Origin of the sequence: Pseudonocardia halophobica (genome assembly GCF_027922425.1) — a bacterium.
GTDB lineage: Bacteria > Actinomycetota > Actinomycetes > Mycobacteriales > Pseudonocardiaceae > Pseudonocardia > Pseudonocardia halophobica.
In genome coordinates this window covers 182,747-199,185 of sequence record NZ_BSFQ01000009.1, presented here as the reverse complement: position 1 = coordinate 199,185, position 16,439 = coordinate 182,747, and the positions used below count along the sequence as shown (strand labels likewise).

The 16,439-nt window shown below is 76.2% G+C and carries 14 protein-coding genes; 4 read left to right on the top strand and 10 right to left on the bottom strand.

Annotated elements, in window-relative coordinates; translation table 11 throughout:
• Positions 1 to 38 precede the first annotated feature (38 nt).
• The gene (locus PKE99_RS13840; protein WP_197040725.1) at positions 39 to 3,344 is read left to right on the top strand and encodes an ATP-binding protein; all 3,306 of its coding nucleotides are present in this window, start codon (positions 39 to 41) and stop codon (positions 3,342 to 3,344) included.
• A gap of 32 nt (positions 3,345 to 3,376) precedes the next feature.
• On the opposite strand, the gene PKE99_RS13835 is transcribed toward PKE99_RS13840, so the two are convergent.
• Positions 3,377 to 4,036 carry a hemerythrin domain-containing protein gene (locus PKE99_RS13835; RefSeq protein ID WP_037048424.1) on the bottom strand — a complete coding sequence of 220 codons (660 nt, stop codon included), beginning with the start codon at positions 4,034 to 4,036 and terminating at the stop codon, positions 3,377 to 3,379.
• A 197-nt stretch (positions 4,037 to 4,233) separates the two neighbouring features.
• On the opposite strand from PKE99_RS13835, the gene PKE99_RS13830 reads away from it, so the two are divergent.
• Together PKE99_RS13830 and PKE99_RS13825 are read left to right on the top strand one after the other, a co-directional pair.
• Positions 4,234 to 4,989 carry an IclR family transcriptional regulator gene (locus PKE99_RS13830; RefSeq protein ID WP_037048425.1) on the top strand — a complete coding sequence of 252 codons (756 nt, stop codon included), beginning with the start codon at positions 4,234 to 4,236 and terminating at the stop codon, positions 4,987 to 4,989.
• Positions 4,990 to 5,034: 45 nt separating this feature from the next.
• Positions 5,035 to 6,210 carry a 4-hydroxybenzoate 3-monooxygenase gene (locus tag PKE99_RS13825; protein WP_037048426.1) on the top strand — a complete coding sequence of 392 codons (1,176 nt, stop codon included), beginning with the start codon at positions 5,035 to 5,037 and terminating at the stop codon, positions 6,208 to 6,210.
• Here the strand turns inward: PKE99_RS13825 and PKE99_RS13820 are convergent.
• From PKE99_RS13820 to PKE99_RS13795, 6 genes are all read right to left on the bottom strand, one after another.
• Positions 6,207 to 7,367: a hypothetical protein gene (locus tag PKE99_RS13820; protein WP_156067734.1), complete on the bottom strand. Its 1,161-nt coding sequence runs from the start codon at positions 7,365 to 7,367 to the stop codon at positions 6,207 to 6,209. The genes PKE99_RS13825 and PKE99_RS13820 overlap by 4 nt on opposite strands.
• Positions 7,364 to 7,669 carry a hypothetical protein gene (locus PKE99_RS13815; RefSeq protein ID WP_037048427.1) on the bottom strand — a complete coding sequence of 102 codons (306 nt, stop codon included), beginning with the start codon at positions 7,667 to 7,669 and terminating at the stop codon, positions 7,364 to 7,366. Before PKE99_RS13815 ends, PKE99_RS13820 begins: the two co-directional genes overlap by 4 nt.
• A gap of 92 nt (positions 7,670 to 7,761) precedes the next feature.
• A complete protein-coding gene (locus tag PKE99_RS13810) occupies positions 7,762 to 10,542 on the bottom strand; it encodes a helix-turn-helix transcriptional regulator (RefSeq protein WP_156067736.1) in 2,781 nt (926 codons plus the stop codon).
• Positions 10,543 to 10,630: 88 nt separating this feature from the next.
• Positions 10,631 to 11,191, bottom strand: a complete 561-nt coding sequence (locus tag PKE99_RS13805) for a hypothetical protein (protein ID WP_037048429.1) — start codon at positions 11,189 to 11,191, stop codon at positions 10,631 to 10,633.
• Between the two features lie 172 nt (positions 11,192 to 11,363).
• A complete protein-coding gene (locus tag PKE99_RS13800) occupies positions 11,364 to 12,209 on the bottom strand; it encodes an SDR family oxidoreductase (protein ID WP_037048431.1) in 846 nt (281 codons plus the stop codon).
• A gap of 53 nt (positions 12,210 to 12,262) precedes the next feature.
• Positions 12,263 to 12,631 (bottom strand): VOC family protein, encoded by a 369-nt coding sequence (locus PKE99_RS13795; RefSeq protein ID WP_037048433.1) that lies wholly within the window; start codon positions 12,629 to 12,631, stop codon positions 12,263 to 12,265.
• Between the two features lie 114 nt (positions 12,632 to 12,745).
• Between PKE99_RS13795 and PKE99_RS13790 the strand changes: the two genes are divergently transcribed.
• Positions 12,746 to 13,519 carry an LLM class F420-dependent oxidoreductase gene (locus PKE99_RS13790; RefSeq protein ID WP_037048435.1) on the top strand — a complete coding sequence of 258 codons (774 nt, stop codon included), beginning with the start codon at positions 12,746 to 12,748 and terminating at the stop codon, positions 13,517 to 13,519.
• Between the two features lie 6 nt (positions 13,520 to 13,525).
• On the opposite strand, the gene PKE99_RS13785 is transcribed toward PKE99_RS13790, so the two are convergent.
• The 3 genes from PKE99_RS13785 to PKE99_RS13775 are packed head-to-tail and all read right to left on the bottom strand — an operon-like array spanning position 13,526 to position 16,416.
• A complete protein-coding gene (locus tag PKE99_RS13785) occupies positions 13,526 to 14,563 on the bottom strand; it encodes a uroporphyrinogen decarboxylase family protein (RefSeq protein WP_051737757.1) in 1,038 nt (345 codons plus the stop codon).
• Between the two features lie 16 nt (positions 14,564 to 14,579).
• Complete coding sequence (locus tag PKE99_RS13780; protein WP_156067738.1) at positions 14,580 to 15,521, bottom strand: quinone oxidoreductase family protein; 942 nt, start codon at positions 15,519 to 15,521, stop codon at positions 14,580 to 14,582.
• Between the two features lie 34 nt (positions 15,522 to 15,555).
• Entirely contained in the window at positions 15,556 to 16,416 is an 861-nt protein-coding gene (locus tag PKE99_RS13775; RefSeq protein ID WP_037048437.1) for a dioxygenase family protein, read from the bottom strand.
• Positions 16,417 to 16,439: the final 23 nt, after the last annotated feature.

Below are 16,439 nucleotides of genomic sequence, written 5' to 3'. Positions count from 1 at the left end.
TTTGCCCGCCCGATCTGGGCGGGCGCGCGAAGATCGGGTTGACTGACGCCGTGGTGGTCCGGGTCGCGGTGCTCGGCCCGGTCCGGGCCGAGGTCGCCGGCGTGCCCGTCGACCTGGGCGGGCCGCGGCAGCGCGCGGTGCTGGCCCGGCTCGCCGTGGCGGGCGGCGAGGTGGTCTCCACCGACCTGCTCGTCGACGACCTGTGGCGCGGCGAGCCGCCACCCCGCGCGCTCGGCGCCCTGCAGGTCCACGTCTCGCACCTGCGGCGGGTGCTCGAACCGGACCGGCGGCCCCGCACGCCGGCGACGGTGCTGGTCAGCGAGCCGCCGGGGTACGCGCTGCGGCTGCCCGCCGACGGCCTGGACTCCCGGCGCGTGGGCGCCCTGCTCGACGCCGCCGCGGTCGCCCCGCCGGACCGGGCGGAGGAGCTGCTGGCCGAGGCGCTGCGCTCCTGGTCGGGACCCGCCCTCGCCGAGTTCGCCGACGAACGCTGGGCCGCACCGGAGGCCGCGCGGCTGGGCGAGCTGCGGCTCGTCGCGACCGAACGGCTCGCCGAGGCCCGGCTCGCGCGGGGCCGGGCCTCCGACGTCGTGCCCGATCTCGAGCTCCTGCTGCGCGACCATCCCCTGCGCGAGAACGCGGTGCGGCTGCTCGCGCTCGCCCTCTACCGCACCGGCCGCCAGGCGGACGCGCTCGCGGTGCTCGCGGCCGCGCGCACGCGGCTGGCCGAGGAGCTGGGCGTCGACCCGGGGCCGGAGCTGCGGGCGGTGGAGCAGGACGTCCTCACCCACGCCGAGCACCCCGTCGCGCCGCACCCCGGCGCGCCCCGCGCCGTCGCGCCGGAGCCCGGACCGGCCATCGTGGGGCGGGCCGCCGAACTGGAGCGGTTGCGCGCCGCGGCCGAGCGCGCCCGGTTCGGGGTGGCCGTCGTGCTCGTGGAGGCCGACGCGGGTGGCGGCAAGTCCGCCCTGGTCGAGGCGTTCCGGGCGGGCCTCCCGGGGTGGACGACCGCGCTCGGCCGGTGCCCGGAGGTCGACGGCGCCCCGCCCGGCTGGGCCTGGACCGAGCTGGTCGAGGAGCTGGCCCGGGCCGCACCGGTGCCCGACGAGCTCGCCGCGCGGCTCGCCCCGCTGCGGGCCGCCGGGCCCGGGCGGGAGGAGGTCGGCGAGACGTTCTGGTTGTCCCGGGCCGTCGTCGAGCTGGTCGGAGGCGCCGCGGCGGGCGGGCCGGTGCTGCTCGTGCTCGACGACCTGCACCGGGCCGAGGACGAGACGCTGCAGCTGCTCCGCGCGGTCGTCGGCGGGCTCGGCGCGGCGCCCGTACTCGTCGTCGCGACGCTGCGGCCGACCGAGGTCGGCCCGGACCTCGCCGCCACGCTGGCCGCCCTCGCCGGGCCGGTCGCCGACCGTATCGCGCTGGCCGGATTGACCGGGCCGGAGGTGCGCGCGCTGCTGGCCCGGCAGGGCGTCGCCGATCCCGACGAGCACACGGTCGCCCTGGTCACCGAGCGCACGGACGGCAACCCGCTCTTCGTCCGCGAGACCGCCCGGCTGATCGCGGTCGAGGGCACCGGGGCCGCAGTTGACGCGATCCCGGCCGGGGTGCGGGACGTCCTGCGCCGCCGGGTCGCGCGGCTCCCTGCGCCCGCCCGGACCGTGCTGGGCCAGGCTGCGGTGCTCGGCCGGGAGGTCGACATCGACACCCTGGTCCGGTTGGCCGGCGCAGCGGGTGGTTCGGAGGACGGCGTGCTCGACGCGCTCGAGCTGGGCGTGCTCGCGGGCCTGCTGACCGAGCCCGCACCCGGCCGGGTCCGGTTCGCGCACGCCCTCGTCCGGGACACCCTCGACGCCGACCTGCCACGGCTCCGGCGCACCCGCCTGCACGCGGCGGCGCTGACCGCGGTCGAGGCCGGCTCCGGTGATCCCGCGGCCCTCGCCCGGCACGCGCTCGAGGCGGGCCCGGCCGTGCCGGCGGCCGTCGCGGTGCGGCACGTCGAGGCGGCGGCGCACGAGGCCGCGGGCTTCGGGGCGCACCGGGACGCGGCGCGGCTCTGGGCGGCCGCGATCGACCTGGCCGGCCCGGCGGGCGTCGGCGTCGACCACGAGGTCGCCCTGCGTTGCGGGCACGTCTCCGCGCTGGCACACGCCGGCCAGGTGGCCGCGGCCGTCGGTGCCCGCCGTGCCGCGGTCGACCGTGCGCGCGGCACCGCGTCCCTGGTCGCGGCGTTGACCAGCTACGACGCGCCGGTCTCGTGGACGATCCGGCAGGACGTCGCCGTCGACGCGGAGCTCGTCGGCCTGCTCGACGGGGCCCTCGCCGAGCCCGGCCTCGACCCGGCGACGCGGTGCCGGCTGCTCGTCGCGCTGACGTTCGAGCTGGAGTCCCACGACGACGTCCGGGTCCGCCGGCTGACCGCCGAGGCCATGGACCTGTCGACCGGCCTCGGCGACCCGCTGCTGCGGTGCCGGGTGCTCAACGCCCGCTCCTTCGCCGCGCTGGGCCCCGACCTCCGGCACGAGCTCGAGGGGGTGGGGCGCGAGCTGCTGGGGACCGCGGAGCGGGCCGGGCTGGCGGGGTACCGCTCCGAGGGCCACCACCTGCTCTTCATGATCGCCTGCGAGCGGTTCGACCTCGACGGGGCGCAGCGGCACGCCGACGCCGCGATCGCCGCGGCCTCCGGCGGCCAGCTCGGCGTGACGCTCGCGTGGGCGGCGATCTTCGCCGCGCTGCGCGCCGTCGTCGCCGGGGACTTCGCGCGGGCCGAGCAGGGGTACGCGACGGTGCAGGCCGCCATGGAGTCCGTCGGCGCGATCAACGCCGACACCCTCGGCCTCTTCGGGCTGTTCGGGGTCCGGCACGCGCAGGGCAGGCTCGCCGAGCTGGCCCCGGCCTTCGCGGCGCTGCAGGCCCGGATCCCCATCGCCATCACCGACCCGACCGCCCGCGCACTGGTCGCCGCCGGGCGGGTCGACGAGGCCCGCGCCCTCTGGCGGCCCGACCTGCACCCGCCGCGCACCTACTACTGGCTGCTGTTCATGGGGCTGCGCGCCGAGGTCGCGGTCGCGCTCGGCGACCGGGAGGCCGCGGCCGCCTGCCTGGCCGAGCTCGGGCCGTGGGCCGACCAGCTGGCCGGGCTCGGCAGCGGGACGGTCACGCTCGGCCCCGTCGCGCAGCACCTCGGCGAGCTCGGCGGAGTGCTGGGAAGGCCGGTCGACGAGCGGCGAGCCCACTTCGAGCGCGCCGGTGCGATCGCGCGCCGGCTCGGCTCGCCCCACTGGGAGGCGCGGGCGGCCGCGTCGCTCGCCGAACTCGACCGGGTTTCCGCAGGTCAACCGATGTCGTGAGTGGCAAGTGCCCCTCTAGGGGCAGTCAGCACTCACGGGGTGCCGAAGACGAGGCTGACGCGGCGGGCGTGGCGGGGGCGGAGCAGGGCGAGCAGGAGCACGAGCACCGGGCCGGCCTCCGCCTTGATCGCGGCCAGCTCGTCCGGCGTGGTGACCTCGGCGATCCGGGGCAGGACGAAACCCATCGGCGGGCCGCCCTTGCGGATGGCCTTCTCCATCTCCTGCCAGTCCGCGGCCGCGACGTACCGCTCGATCACCGGGAAGAGCTCGGCCTCCTCGTTCTCGATGTGCTCGTCGAGCTCGTCGCGCACGCGGGCGAGGGCGTCGGCGAGGACCGCGGCGCGCTCGGGGTAGATCGGGGCGTCGAGGAAGCCGGCGGCCGCGCGGCGCAGGCGGTCGAGCAGGGGGTCGAGGGCGCGGTGGTCGTCGGACAGCACGGTGAGGTCGACGGCGGTGCCGGCGCTGTGCTCGATCAGCGGCCAGGTCAGCTCGTCCTCGACGGTGTGGTGGTGGTGGATCTCGTCGGCCAGCGTCGCCACCCAGCGGGTGAGGGCCTTCGCGCGGCGGCCGTCGCAGGGCTCGCCGGCGGCCAGGCGCTGCGCGACGGCGGTCAGCCGGTGCAGGTCGCCGCGCATGATGCGGTGCGCCAGGCGCATGCCCAGCAGGTCGGGGGTGGTGGGTGGGGCGGTCATGACGTCTCCTCCTCGGGGTGTGTCGCCACCCTCCGTCACCCCGCTTAAGCCTCACCTGCCGTCGACTTGTGGTGCCACTTGTCGCGGGCGCGACTCGCGGTGCCGGAGCTCGCGACTCGCGGTGCCGGAGCTCCCGACTCGCGGTGCCGGAACTCCCGACTCGCGGCAAAGTTTCCGCTGAGTGGGAGGATCGGAGGGTGGCGGGCAACCTGTCGACTCCGGGGGCGAGTGTGGCGTCACGGGTGTTCGCGCTGCTCGGGGCTTTCGACGCCGAGCACCGGACCTTGTCGTTGACCGCGCTGGCCGAGCGGGCCGGACTCCCGCTGGCGACGGCGCACCGGCTGGCGGGGGAGCTCGTCGGGCTGGGCGGGCTGGAGCGGCGGGGCGACCGGTACGTCGTCGGACGACGGGTGTGGGACCTGGGGCTGCTCGCGCCCGTGCAGGCGGAGCTGCGGCAGGTCGCCGCGCCCTTCCTGCACGACCTCTACGCCGCGACCCACGCGACCGTGCATCTCGCCGAGCGTGCCGGCACCGAGGTGCTCTACCTGGACCGGCTCTCCGGCCGCACGACGGTGCCCGTGGTCAGCCGGGTCGGCGGGCGGCTCCCGCTGCACACCACCGGCGTCGGCAAGGTGCTGCTCGCCCACGCCCCGGACGACGTGTTGCGGACAGTCCTCGCCGACCTCTCGCGCGTCACGCCGTACACGATCACCCAGCCCGGCCGGCTGCGCGAGCAGCTGCGCCGGGTGCACCGCGAGGGGTTCGCGCAGACCGTTGAGGAGATGAGCCCCGGCGCCTGCTCCGTCGCGGTCCCGGTCCGACGGGGAGCGGACGGCGAGGTCGTGGCCGCGCTCGGGCTCGTCGTGCCCGACCTGCGGCGCGGCCGGGCCCGGCTGGTGGCCGCACTGCAGGTCGCGGCGGCCGGCATCGGCCGTTCGCTTTCCACTGAGTGAAAGCCGACGCTAGGCGCCGGGCGGCCGGGCGGACACACTCCTCCCATGCGTACCCAGGTCGCCATCGTCGGCGCCGGCCCCGCCGGGCTCCTGCTGTCCCACCTGCTCGACCGCGCGGGCGTCGAGTCCGTGATCGTCGAGACCCGTTCCCGCGAGTACGTCGAGGCGCGGATCCGCGCGGGCATCCTGGAGCACTCCACCGTGCAGCTGCTGCACGAGGTGGGGCTGGGGGAGCGGCTCGCCCGGGAGGGCGACGAGCACCGCGGCATCTACCTGCAGTGGCCGGGCGAGCGCCACCACCTCGACTTCGTGGACCTCGTCGGCCGCAGCGTCACCGTCTACGGGCAGACCGAGGTGACCAAGGACCTCGGGAAGGCGCGCGAGGCCGCAGGCCAGGAGATCCGCTACGAGGTCACCGACACCGCGGTGCACGACCTGGAGACCGAGCAGCCGTACGTCACCTTCACCGGCCCGGACGGCACCGCCGAGCGTATCGACGCCGACGTGGTCGTGGGCTGCGACGGCTCCTTCGGCCCCTCCCGCGCCGCCGTGCCGGACTCGGTCAAGCAGACCTGGGAGCGCGTCTACCCGTACTCCTGGCTGGGCATCCTCGCCGACGTCGCGCCGTCGACCGACGAGCTGATCTACGCCTGGCACCCGGACGGCTTCGCGCTGCACTCCATGCGTTCGGAGCACGTCTCCCGGCTCTACCTGCAGGTTCCGAACGGCACCGACATCGACGAGTGGTCCGACGACCGGATCTGGGACGCACTCGCCACCCGCCTCGGCCACGGCCAGGACGGGTGGACGCTGACCCCCGGCCCCGTCACCGAGAAGTCCGTGCTGCCGATGCGCAGCTTCGTGCAGCAGCCCATGCGGCACGGCCGCCTCTTCCTCGCTGGCGACGCCGCCCACATCGTGCCGCCCACCGGCGCGAAGGGGCTGAACCTCGCCGTGGCCGACGTCGCGCTGCTCGCCCCGGCCCTGGCGGCGCTGCTGCGCGACAAGGACCCCGCGCTCGCCGACGCCTACTCCGACACGGCCCTGCGCCGGGTCTGGCGCTGCACCCACTTCTCCTGGTGGATGACGACGATGCTGCACCGGTCCGGCGACCCGTTCGACGCCCAGCTGCAGCTCTCGCAGCTGCGCTGGGTCGCGGCCAGCGAAGCCGGACGGATGGGCCTCGCCGAGAACTACGCGGGCCTGCCGATCGGCTTCTAGGAGCCCTCGCCCGGATCGCCCGGCACCGCGCCGATGGCCGGCACGGCGGTCCTGGCCGGGCCGGTGCCCGGCCCGACGGCCCGGTGCGGGATCGCGCACGCGACGACCAGGACCGCATAGCACGAGAACAGCAGGACCGAGGCCCACGCGCCGTGCGGGGTGAGCAGCGACCCGATGTCGTCGAGCAGGTGCACCACGAGCAGGTAGGCCGGGACGGGCAGGAGTGCGGCCGACCCGGTCGACCACCGGCCGCGCCGGGACCCCCGTCCGGACAGTGCGTAGCCGCCCGCCATCGCGGGCAGCACCAGGACCAGCGCGCCCGGGTCGACCCCGAACACCAGCGGCGACAGCGCGAGCCGGCGCCACCGAGCGCGCCCGCCCGTGCGCCGCCGGTGTTCGGCCAGCCCGAACAGGCCACCGACGATCGTGGCGGCGGGCAGGATCACGCCGAAGGTCCCGAACCAGCTGACGGTCGACACCGGCTCGGCGACGGCCGCCATGAACCCCCGCATGCCGGCGCCCCACGCCAGACCGCACACCGCACCGGCCACCACCAGCCGCCACGCCGGCCGGGACGGGTCCGGAGGGCCGCGATGCGGGAGCGCACACCCGAGCGAGAGCACTGCGAGCAGGGACAGGAAGAGCACCGCCGTCCACGCGCCGCGTGCGCTGCCCAGTGGCGGTCCGAGCCCGGCCGCCGACGCCGCGACCAGCCACGTCGGGACCGGGACGAGGGCGAACGCCCCGGCCGCCCACCGCGCCGGACGGGAGCCGCGCCCGGCCAGCGCGTAGCCGCCGGCCATGCCGAACAACGGGACCGCGAGGGCACCCCCGCCCAGACCACCGTCGACGAACATCGAGACGACGACCCAGGGACTGAAGAGCACGAAGACCAGTGGTGCGGCGGCGAGCCACGGGTGGTGGCGGCCGGTGCGCCGCAGGTGCTCGGCCCAGCCGAGCAGGCCGCCGGCGACCGCGCCGGGCAGCAGGATCCCCTCGAACGTCCCGATCCAGCCGAACGTCGACGCCGGGCCCGCGACCTCGACCATGAACGCGCGCAGGGCAGCGGCCCAGGCCAGCCCGGACACCGCGCCGACCAGCACCGGCGACCGCCCGTCCCGACCCCCTGCGGGGCGGACGGCCGCTGCGGCGCTCACGAGCCCGACGGCGCGAGCGCCGCCGCGATGCCGAGCTCGCCGACCTCGAACTCCACGTGCCGCGGGCCCGGGTCCGCGGGCAGCCCGGCCCGGCGCAGGGCCGGGTGCAGCCGCTCCGCGACGAACCGGTCGTGCTGCACGCCCGACTCCCAGACCGACACGATCTGCAGGCCCTGCTCCGACTCGCCCGCGACCTGCACGAGCAACCCGTCCGGCCGGCCGGCGCCGGCGACGAGCGCGGCGATCTCCCGGTACCCGGCCAGCGTCCCGGCCGGGATCGCGGTGATGGTGGCGAACGCCATGACGGCCTCCCCGTGGCTCGGGACGTCCGGACGCGTCGACGCTAGGCGGGCGGGCCCGGCCCCCGCGTCCGCCGAAATACTCCGCCGCCTACTCAGGTCCGGGTGCCGAGGTTGTGCACCGCCCACACCGCGATCTGGCTGCGGCGGGAGAACCCGAGCTTGGTGAGGATGTGCTGGACGTGGTTCTGCGCGGTGCGCTCGGAGACGACGAGCGCGGCGGCGATCTGCGGGTTGCTCATCCCGCGCGCGACGCATGCCGCGACCTCCCGCTCGCGCGCGGTCAGCAGGGCGGCCGGGGCGCGGCGCAGCCGCTCGTCGAGGGCGGCGAGCCGGGCCGCGAACCCGGGCATGCCCAGGCCCTCCGCCGCGGTACGCCCCTCGGCGACCAGCGTTGCCGCCTCGCCCAGGTCGTCGGTGCGTCCGCGGCGCGCGAGCACGGCCGCGAGCTCCGTCTGCGCCTCCACGGCGTACCCCGCGGCGCCGCCGGTGCGGCAGGTCGCCAGCGCCGACCGCAGCTCGTCGACGGCCGTGTCGAGCTCGCCGAGGCGTGCGGCGGCCGAGCCCAGATGGAGCGTGACGGGCCCGCCGTAGTGCGCGACGCCGGCGCCGGAGCCGACGTGCCGCCCACGGTGGGGCAGCAGCAGTCCGCGCAGGGCGGCGACGTCGGCGGCCGCGCCCTGGGCGCCGGCCACGGCGACGCCGGCCGAAAGGACCGTCAGCAGGAAGAACGGGGCCGGGCGCCAGCCCGCGGGCGGGCCGAGCGACCGGTACAGCGCGCCGGCCTCGGGCAGCCGCCCGGCGTCCGTGAGCATCAGCGCGGGACCCAGGGTGAAGGTGATGCGGTAGCCCGAGCCGGCGGCGAGGGGACCGCCGGCCGCGGCGAGCGCCTCGAGCGCGGTCGCGGTGCCGGCGTGGTGGTCCACGGCGGTGAGCAGCGCGAGCCGCGATCCCACGGCGCCGCCCGTCCCGTTCCCCGGAGCGGCGGCGAAGGCCTCCGCGCCCAGCCGGGCCGCCTCGGCGAGCCGGCCGTGGGCCTGGGCCAGCATCGCCTTGACCTTCAGCACGTGCCACCGCGCGGTCGCCCCGCCGTACCGCCCGGCCACCCACTCCAGGCGGTCCAGCTCGGCGGCGGCGTCGAACAGCTCGCCGCGCTCGACGAGGGCATCGATGAGCCACAGGTGCGCCCACAGCCGGGCCTCGTCCCGCGCCGTCGTCGCGGCGAGCAGGCGCTGCGCCAGGACGGTCCGCTCCTCGACGCCGTCGGGCCCGCTGCGCGCCAGCTGCCGGGCCCGCAGCGCCGCCACCAGCGCGGACGCGTCCCCGCAGCCCTCGGCGGCGGCGAGCGCCTCGCGGCTGGCCGAGTCGGCCTGCGCGACGTCCTCGAGGTACATGTCGGTCTCGGTGAGAAGGGCGAGCAGCCGGGCCCGGCGGGGTCCCGTGACGGCCCCGGCGAGCGCCTCCTCGCACAGCGCGCGCACGGTGCGGTCGAGGCCCTGGTCGTTGGTGCAGCCCAGGGTGAGCACCGCGTCGGCGACCAGCCGGGGCCGGTCCGGCCCGTGGGCCACGGCGATCGCCTCGCCGGCCGCCGCCACCGCCCCGGCCGGATCCGCGGCGCGGAACCGGGCCGCGGCCAGGCCGGTCAGGAGGCGGTGGCGCGTCACGGCGTCGACCGCGGCGTCGCCGACGTCGAGTGCGAGCCGGTAGAGCCGGGCGCCCTCCTCGAACGCGAGCGTGCGCACGGCGGCAGCGGCCGCCCGCTCGATCCACGCCGACGCCTCGGCCCGCTCGCCGGCCACGGCCGCGGCCGCCCAGTGCCGGGCGAGGTCCGCGAGGTGGGGATCGACCCGGTCGCCGGCGTGGCGCAGGATCGCGTCGACGGCGGCCCGGTGCAGCCGGACCCGCTCGCCGCCCGGGAGGCCGGCCTCGACGGCGTCCCGGACGAGGGGGTGGACGAACCGGTACCGGCCGGGCGCGTCGCCCGGTTCGAGCAGGCCGGCGTCCGCCGCCTCGTCGATCGGGTCCAGGCACTCCAGCAGCGGCCGGCCGACGACGGCGGCGAGGACGACGAGGTCGACGCACGGGCCGAGCACCGCCGCGATGCGCAGCTCGTGGCGGCACCGGGGGGAGAGCCGGCCCAGCCACCGCCCGACGGCCTCGCGCACGCCGACCGGGACGCCGATCGGGCGTCCCTCGGCGAGGTCGCGGCCCAGCTCGGCGGCGAGGAAGGGATTTCCGGCACTGAGCTCGTGCACCCGCTCGGCTTGATCGACGGGCACCGCGGCCCCGACGACATCCGCGAGCTGCACCGCGACGGCCTGCGGCGGGAGCCGGCGGAGCGCGAGGCGGTCGACCGCCGGCCCGCTGGGCAGGGACGCCGGTCCGGCGGTGTCGTCGTGGGTGGCGACGAGCAGCAACCGGCCGCCGCGCAGCTGCGCGGCCACGTGGTGCAGGAGCCGCAGCGACGCGGGATCGGCCCGGTGGACGTCGTCGAGCACGACGAGGAGCCCGGCCGGCTCCGCCGCCGCGTGCAGCACCCGGACGACGGTGTCGAACAGCCGGAACCGGTCCTCCTCCTCGACGGCCGCCACCCCGTCGGTCAGCGGGGCGAGGTCGGACCCGCCGGCCGGTGGGGCGGGACCGGGGAGCCCGCGCAGGACCTGGCGCCAGGGCAGGAACGGCGGCGCGACGTCCGGCCCGGCGCCCGCACCCCATGCGACCGGGACGCGGTCTGCGGCGGCCCGCGCCGCGAGCTCCGTGGCGAGCCGAGTCCGGCCGATTCCGGGCTCGCCGCCGCAGAGCACGAGCCGGGGGTCGCCGGTGAGCGCGGCCGCGAGCATGCCGGTCAGCGCGGCCAGCTCGCGGTCGCGACCCACCAGCCCGGACGGCACCGCTCCCGCACCCCCTCCGCGCCCGCGGCGCGACCGGGAGCAGTGTCGTCCGGGTGACCGGCCCGGGCAAGCGTCAGGCCGGTACGCGCTCCCCGGTACGGGTCTCGGCGAGCACCGCGGCGCCCAGCGCGGCCCACAGCAGGTGCCAGACGCCGAGGGCGGTCACCGCGGCCGGGGCGCCCGGGCCCGGGCCGCCGGTCAGGATGATCACGGGCACGGCGACGACGACGATCCACGCGCCGACGAGCAGGGGCACGACGCGGTGCCACCCGCTCCACCGCCCCGAGCGCAGCACCGCGGCGCCGGCGAGCAGCATCCCGAGCGCTGTCAGCAGGGGCACGACGGCGTACAGGGCGTCGCCGGTCGGGCCCGGCGAGGCGGCCTCGGCGGCGATGAAACCGAGCAGGCCGACGATCGCGAGGGCGACGCCGACCCGGCCCGTCCCGCCCGCCGCCGCTCCGGTGAGGGCCAGCGCGACCACCCCGGCGAGCGTCGCGACGTAGATCGGGAGCAGGTAGGGCGACTCGTCCGCCGGCGCGAAGCCGGCGAGCAGGGCGGCGGAGAACAGGACGGCGCCCAGGGCGCCGACGACGCAGAGCACGGCGCCGGCGCGGGCCGCGCGGATGGGGTCCATGGCGTTCCTCTTCGACGAGGTGGGTGGGACGCCTCGACGCTAGGGAGGCCGGCCCGCCGGACGCGTCCGCCGAAGTACTCCCGCCCTACTCAGAAGCCCCTCCGCGCAGGCTCCTACTCGCAGTGCCCTACCTCGCAGTGCCCTACCTCGCGGTGCCCTACCTCGCCGTGCCCTACTCGGACGCCGCGCTGAGCTCGTCGACGAAGAAGTCGAGCTCGGGGTCGTCGCCGCCGCCGTAGCGGGTGAAGTCGGTGACCCCGGTCTCGCGCAGGATCTGCACGTCGATGATGGTCTCGCCGCTGCGCTCCTGCGGCAGGGACAGCACGGCCATGGCGGCGTCGGCCATGATCTCCGGGTCGCGCGAGCGGTCCACGGTGTCGGTGCCGCCGAGCAGGTTCTGCACGGCCGCGGTCTTGATCGCGGTCTCGGGCCAGAGGCAGTTCGCGGCGATGCCGGCGTCGGCGAACTCGGCCGCCCAGCCCAGGGTCAGGATCGTCATCCCGAACTTGGACAGCGCGTAGGCCGGGAACTTCCCGAGCCAGTGCGGTGCCATCGTGACCGGCGGAGACAGCGTGAGCACGCGCGCCCGGTCGGACTTGCGCAGGTGCGGCAGGGCGGCCTTGAACAGCAGGAACGTGCCGCGCGAGTTGATCTGCTGCATCAGGTCGTAGCGCTTGACGCTGAGCTCCTCGGTGCCGGTGAGGTTCAGCGCCGAGGCGTTGTTGACCACGACGTCGATCCCGCCGAACCGCTCGACGGCCTGTGCCGCGGCGCGCTCGACGTCCTCCTCCTTGCGGACGTCGCCGACCACGGCGAGCGCCTGCCCGCCGGCCTGCTCGATCTCGGCGACGGCGGTGTGCACCGTGCCGGGCAGGCGCGGGTCGGGCTGGTCGGTCTTGGCCAGGATGACGACGTTGGCGCCGCGCCGGCCGGCGGCGACGGCGATGGCCAGCCCGATGCCGCGGCTGCCGCCGGACATCAGGATGGTGCGGCCGGCGAGGGCGTCCTGCTCGCTCACGGGCTCCTCCTCTGCGCTGGGGACGCCCGGACAGTAACAGTCAGTCCTGACCGCTACTGGGTGATCTCGACCACCACGAGCACGTTCCCGTCCGGGTCGCGCAGCGTGAACATGGGCGGGGCGTACTCGCCCATGCGCAGCACCTCGGGATCGACGTCGACGCCGCGCTCGCGCAGCTCGGCGTGGGCCGCATCGGCGTCGGGGCTGGCGAGCCGGACCGCGGTGCCCAGGCCGCCCGGCGCGGGCTCGCCGGCGACCAGTGCGATCGACGTCGCCGAGCCGGCCGGGGCGACCTCGATCCAGCGGCCCTCGCCGAAGGGGGCGTCCCTCCGCTTCTCGAGGCCGAGCGCGCCGACGTAGAACTCCAGCGCCCGGTCCTGGTCCCGCACGGTGAGCGCCACGGTGTGGATGCCGCTGATCATGGTGTGCCTCCTCGGGTCGACGGGCGGTGGACCGCGCCCTGCCCCGGAACTCATCGGCCGAGCAGCCGTCGGCCCCGGGATGTCCGACCGCATGATCGGGAGCACGATGGCGGCATGACCGCTCCCGTCCGCATCGGGCTGCAGCTGCAGCCCCAGCACGCCGACTACGGCCGCATCCGTGACACGCTGCTCGCCGCCGAGGAGGCCGGCGCCGACGTCGTCTTCAACTGGGACCACTTCTTCCCGCTCTACGGCGACCCCGACGGCAAGCACTTCGAGTGCTGGACCATGCTCGGGGCCTGGGCGGAGACCACGAGCCGCGTCGAGATCGGCGCCCTCGTGACCTGCAACAGCTACCGCAACCCCGAGCTGCTGGCCGACATGGCCCGCACCGTCGACCACATCTCGCAGGGCCGGCTCATCCTCGGCATCGGATCGGGCTGGTTCGAGAAGGACTACGCCGAGTACGGCTACGACTTCAAGACGGCCGGCCGGCGGCTCGACGACCTCGGCGCGGCCCTGCCCCGCATCCGCGACCGCTGGTCGAGGCTCAACCCCGCCCCGACCCGCGACATCCCGATCCTCATCGGCGGCGGCGGGGAGAAGAAGACGCTTCGCTACACCGCCGAGCACGCCGCGATCTGGCACGGCTTCGGCGACGCCGACACCGTGCGGCACAAGTGCGCCGTGCTCGACGGGCACTGCCGCGACATCGGCCGGGACCCGGGCGAGATCGCGCGGTCCTGCGGCGTGCAGAAGCCGCCGTCGGAGGCCGCGCAGGAGCTCCTCGACGTCGGGGTCTCGCTGTTCACCGTGGGCGTGGGCGGGCCGGACCACGACCTCTCCCTGCTCAAGGAGTGGATCGCCTGGCGCGACTCGCTCGGCTGAGTCCGGTCACGCGAGCTCCTCCCGGAGCAGGGCCGCGGCGCCCGCCATCGCCCGCATCTTCCCGACCGCCGAGTCGCGCGGCAGGTACTTCATCCCGCAGTCCGTGGCGATGACGATCTGCTCGGCCGGGAGCCGGTCGAAGGCGCGCCGCGTCCGCGCCGCCACGGTCTCGACGGACTCCACGGCGTGGTCGGACAGGTCGATCACGCCGAGGAGGATCGTCTTGTCCTTGAGGTCGGCGAGCACCCCGAGGTCCAGCCCGGACTGCGCGGTCTCGATGGAGATCTGGTCGGCGGTGCAGCCGGCCAGCTCCGGCAGGAACGAGTACCCCTCGGGGCGCTCGTGGATGATCGCGGCGTAGCCGAAGCAGAGGTGCACGACGGTGGTGCCGGTGATCCCCTCGAGCGCGGCGTTGAGCGCGGCCAGCCCGTAGGCGCGGGCGGCGTCCGGGCGGGCCTGCAGGTAGGGCTCGTCGATCTGGACGACGTCGGCACCGGCCGCGAACAGGTCCCGGATCTCGTCGTTCACGGCGGCGGCGTAGCCCATCGCTGCGGACTCGAGGTCCGGATAGTGGTCGTTCTGCGCCTGCTGGGACATCGTGAAGGGGCCCGGCACCGTCATCTTCACCGTGCGGTCGGTGTGCGCCTTGAGGAAGCGCAGGTCGTCGACCTGCACGGGCCGCGGGCGGGAGATCGGCCCGACGATCCGCGGCACCGGGTTGGGGTGCCCGCTGCGGTCGAGCGCCGTGCCGGGGTTGTCGACGTCGACGCCGTCGAGCGCGGTGGCGAAGTGGTTGGAGTAGCTCTCCCGCCGGATCTCCCCGTCGGTGACGATGTCCAGCCCGGCCTCCTCCTGCTCCCGGATCGCGACCCGGGTCGCGTCGTCCTGGGCCTCGGCGAGGTGCTCCGGCGGGATCCGCCAGAGCTCGCGGGCACGGACCCGGGGCGGGAAGCGGCCGGCCAGCCGGGCGCGGTCGATCAACCATTCGGGCTGGGCGTAGCTGCCGACCAGGGAGGTGGGCAGCAGCGGAAGCGACGGCGACACGGGCTCCTCCAGGAACTCAGACGACGAGGACGATCCGGCCCTGCGCGGCGCCCGCGGCCTGGCGCTCCCAGGCCGCGCCGGCGTCCGCGAGCGGGACGGTCTCGTGGGCGACGGTCAGCTCCTGCCCGGCGAGGTGGGCGACCGACTCGGCGCGCTCCTCCCTGGTCAGGGCGTTGTTGGTGTAGCCGAGCACCCGCAGCGAGCGGCTGCGCAGCGTCGAGGAGTCGACCGGGAAGGTGTCCCCGGCGGAGCTGCCGAGGTTGACCAGCCGTCCGCCGGGCCCGAGCGCCTGCGCCGCGGCGGCGGCCGGCACCCCGTAGAGCGGGTCGAGGACCAGGTGGGCGGGGCCGCCGGCGGCCTCGGTGAACCGGCCCGCCAGCTCGGCGACGTCGTCCGTGTCCAACGCGACCACGGCGTCGGCGCCGGCGGCGGAGGCGCGCTCCCGAGCGGCGGCCGACCGGGCACCCGCGACGACCCGGGCGGCCCCGGCGAGCCGGGCGAGCTGCACGGCGACCTGGCCGACCACGCCGCCGGCGCCCAGCACGATCACGGTCTCGCCGGGCCTCAGGCCGCCGGTGCTCAGCAGCGCGCGGTGCGCGGCCACGGCGGACAGCCCGAGCGCGGCCAGCCGGACGGGGTCGACGCCCGCGGGCAGCGGGACGAGGTCGGCCTCGGGGACGCACGCGACCGCGGCCATGCTGCCGTCGCCCGGTGCCATGCCGGCCGGGGTCGGGAACCACACCGTGCGGCCGTCGAGCGTGCCGACGCCCTGCACACCGGGCACGTACGGGGTGCGCGGCACGCCGAAGTACGAGCGGCCGGAGGCGCAGAGCACGTCGAGCGGGGTGATCGGGGCGGCCAGGACCTCGACGAGGACCTCGCCGGGCCCGGGCTCCGGCGGCTCGCGGTCCGCGACCACGGGCGGCCGGCCGGGCTCGGGGATCAGGGCGGCGCGCACGGGTCGGTGTCCAGGTTCGCTCCGCAAGCTGCGCTCATGCGGGCTGCAGGCGGAAGTCGTACCGGGCCTCGAGCCAGGGCACGTCGGACTTGCCGCCGTCGGGCGTCGGTCCGGGCTCGCGCTCCTCGAACGCCACCACGAGCTCCTGCTTGGTGCCGAACACGACGTCGCTGTCCAGGAACTCCGCGCCCTCCTCGAACAGGTGCGTGATCAGCGGCGCGTAGCCGTCGACGGCGAGGAGGAAGTGCACGTGCGCGGGCCGGAAGTGGCTGATCTCCGTCCGCCCGATGAGGTCACCCACCGGGCCGTCCATCGGGATGGCGTAGCCCTTCGGGGCGATGGTCCGCAGGCAGTAGGAGCCGTCGGCGCGGGTCGTGTACTTGGCCCGCAGCCGCGCCTCGTCGATCTCGGGCAACTGGGCCTCGTACACGCCGTCCGCGTCGGACTGCCAGACGTCGAGCACGGCGCCGCCGACCGGGGTCCCGTCGAGCGCGGTGACGCTGCCGCTGATGTAGAGCGGGGTGCCGGGCAGCCCGTCGGACATGTCGCCGCCGAAGTCCAGCTCCGGCGAGCCGTCGATGTGGAACGGGCCGAGCACCGTCGCCGGGGTCGCACTGGGGTCGAGCCGGTTGTTCATCTGCACGACGAGCATCGACAGGCCCAGCACGTCCGAGGCGAGGATGAACTCCTCGCGCTTCTCGTCGCTGATCTGGCCGGTCGCGGTCAGCCACTGCATCGCGGCCATCCACTCGGCCTCGGTCAGCCGGACCTCGCGGGCGAAGTCGTGCAGGTGCCGGACCAGCGCCGTGAGCACCTCACGGGTGCGAGGGTCGCGGGCCGTGGACCAGCGCTCCACCGCGAGGTCGGTGATGTTCTCCTCGGTGACCAGCTTCATCGCTGCCTCCCGCGTTCGTCACA

What these genes read in the sequence shown, in the direction of transcription:
- PKE99_RS13835 (WP_037048424.1), bottom strand. Translation starts at nt 4,036, where the DNA reads ATGACCGCCCCACCCACCACCCCCGACCTGCTGGGCATGCGCCTGGCG.
- PKE99_RS13825 (WP_037048426.1), top strand. Translation starts at nt 5,035, where the DNA reads ATGCGTACCCAGGTCGCCATCGTCGGCGCCGGCCCCGCCGGGCTCCTG.
- PKE99_RS13815 (WP_037048427.1), bottom strand. Translation starts at nt 7,669, where the DNA reads ATGGCGTTCGCCACCATCACCGCGATCCCGGCCGGGACGCTGGCCGGG.
- PKE99_RS13805 (WP_037048429.1), bottom strand. Translation starts at nt 11,191, where the DNA reads ATGGACCCCATCCGCGCGGCCCGCGCCGGCGCCGTGCTCTGCGTCGTC.
- PKE99_RS13795 (WP_037048433.1), bottom strand. Translation starts at nt 12,631, where the DNA reads ATGATCAGCGGCATCCACACCGTGGCGCTCACCGTGCGGGACCAGGAC.
- PKE99_RS13790 (WP_037048435.1), top strand. Translation starts at nt 12,746, where the DNA reads ATGACCGCTCCCGTCCGCATCGGGCTGCAGCTGCAGCCCCAGCACGCC.
- PKE99_RS13775 (WP_037048437.1), bottom strand. Translation starts at nt 16,416, where the DNA reads ATGAAGCTGGTCACCGAGGAGAACATCACCGACCTCGCGGTGGAGCGC.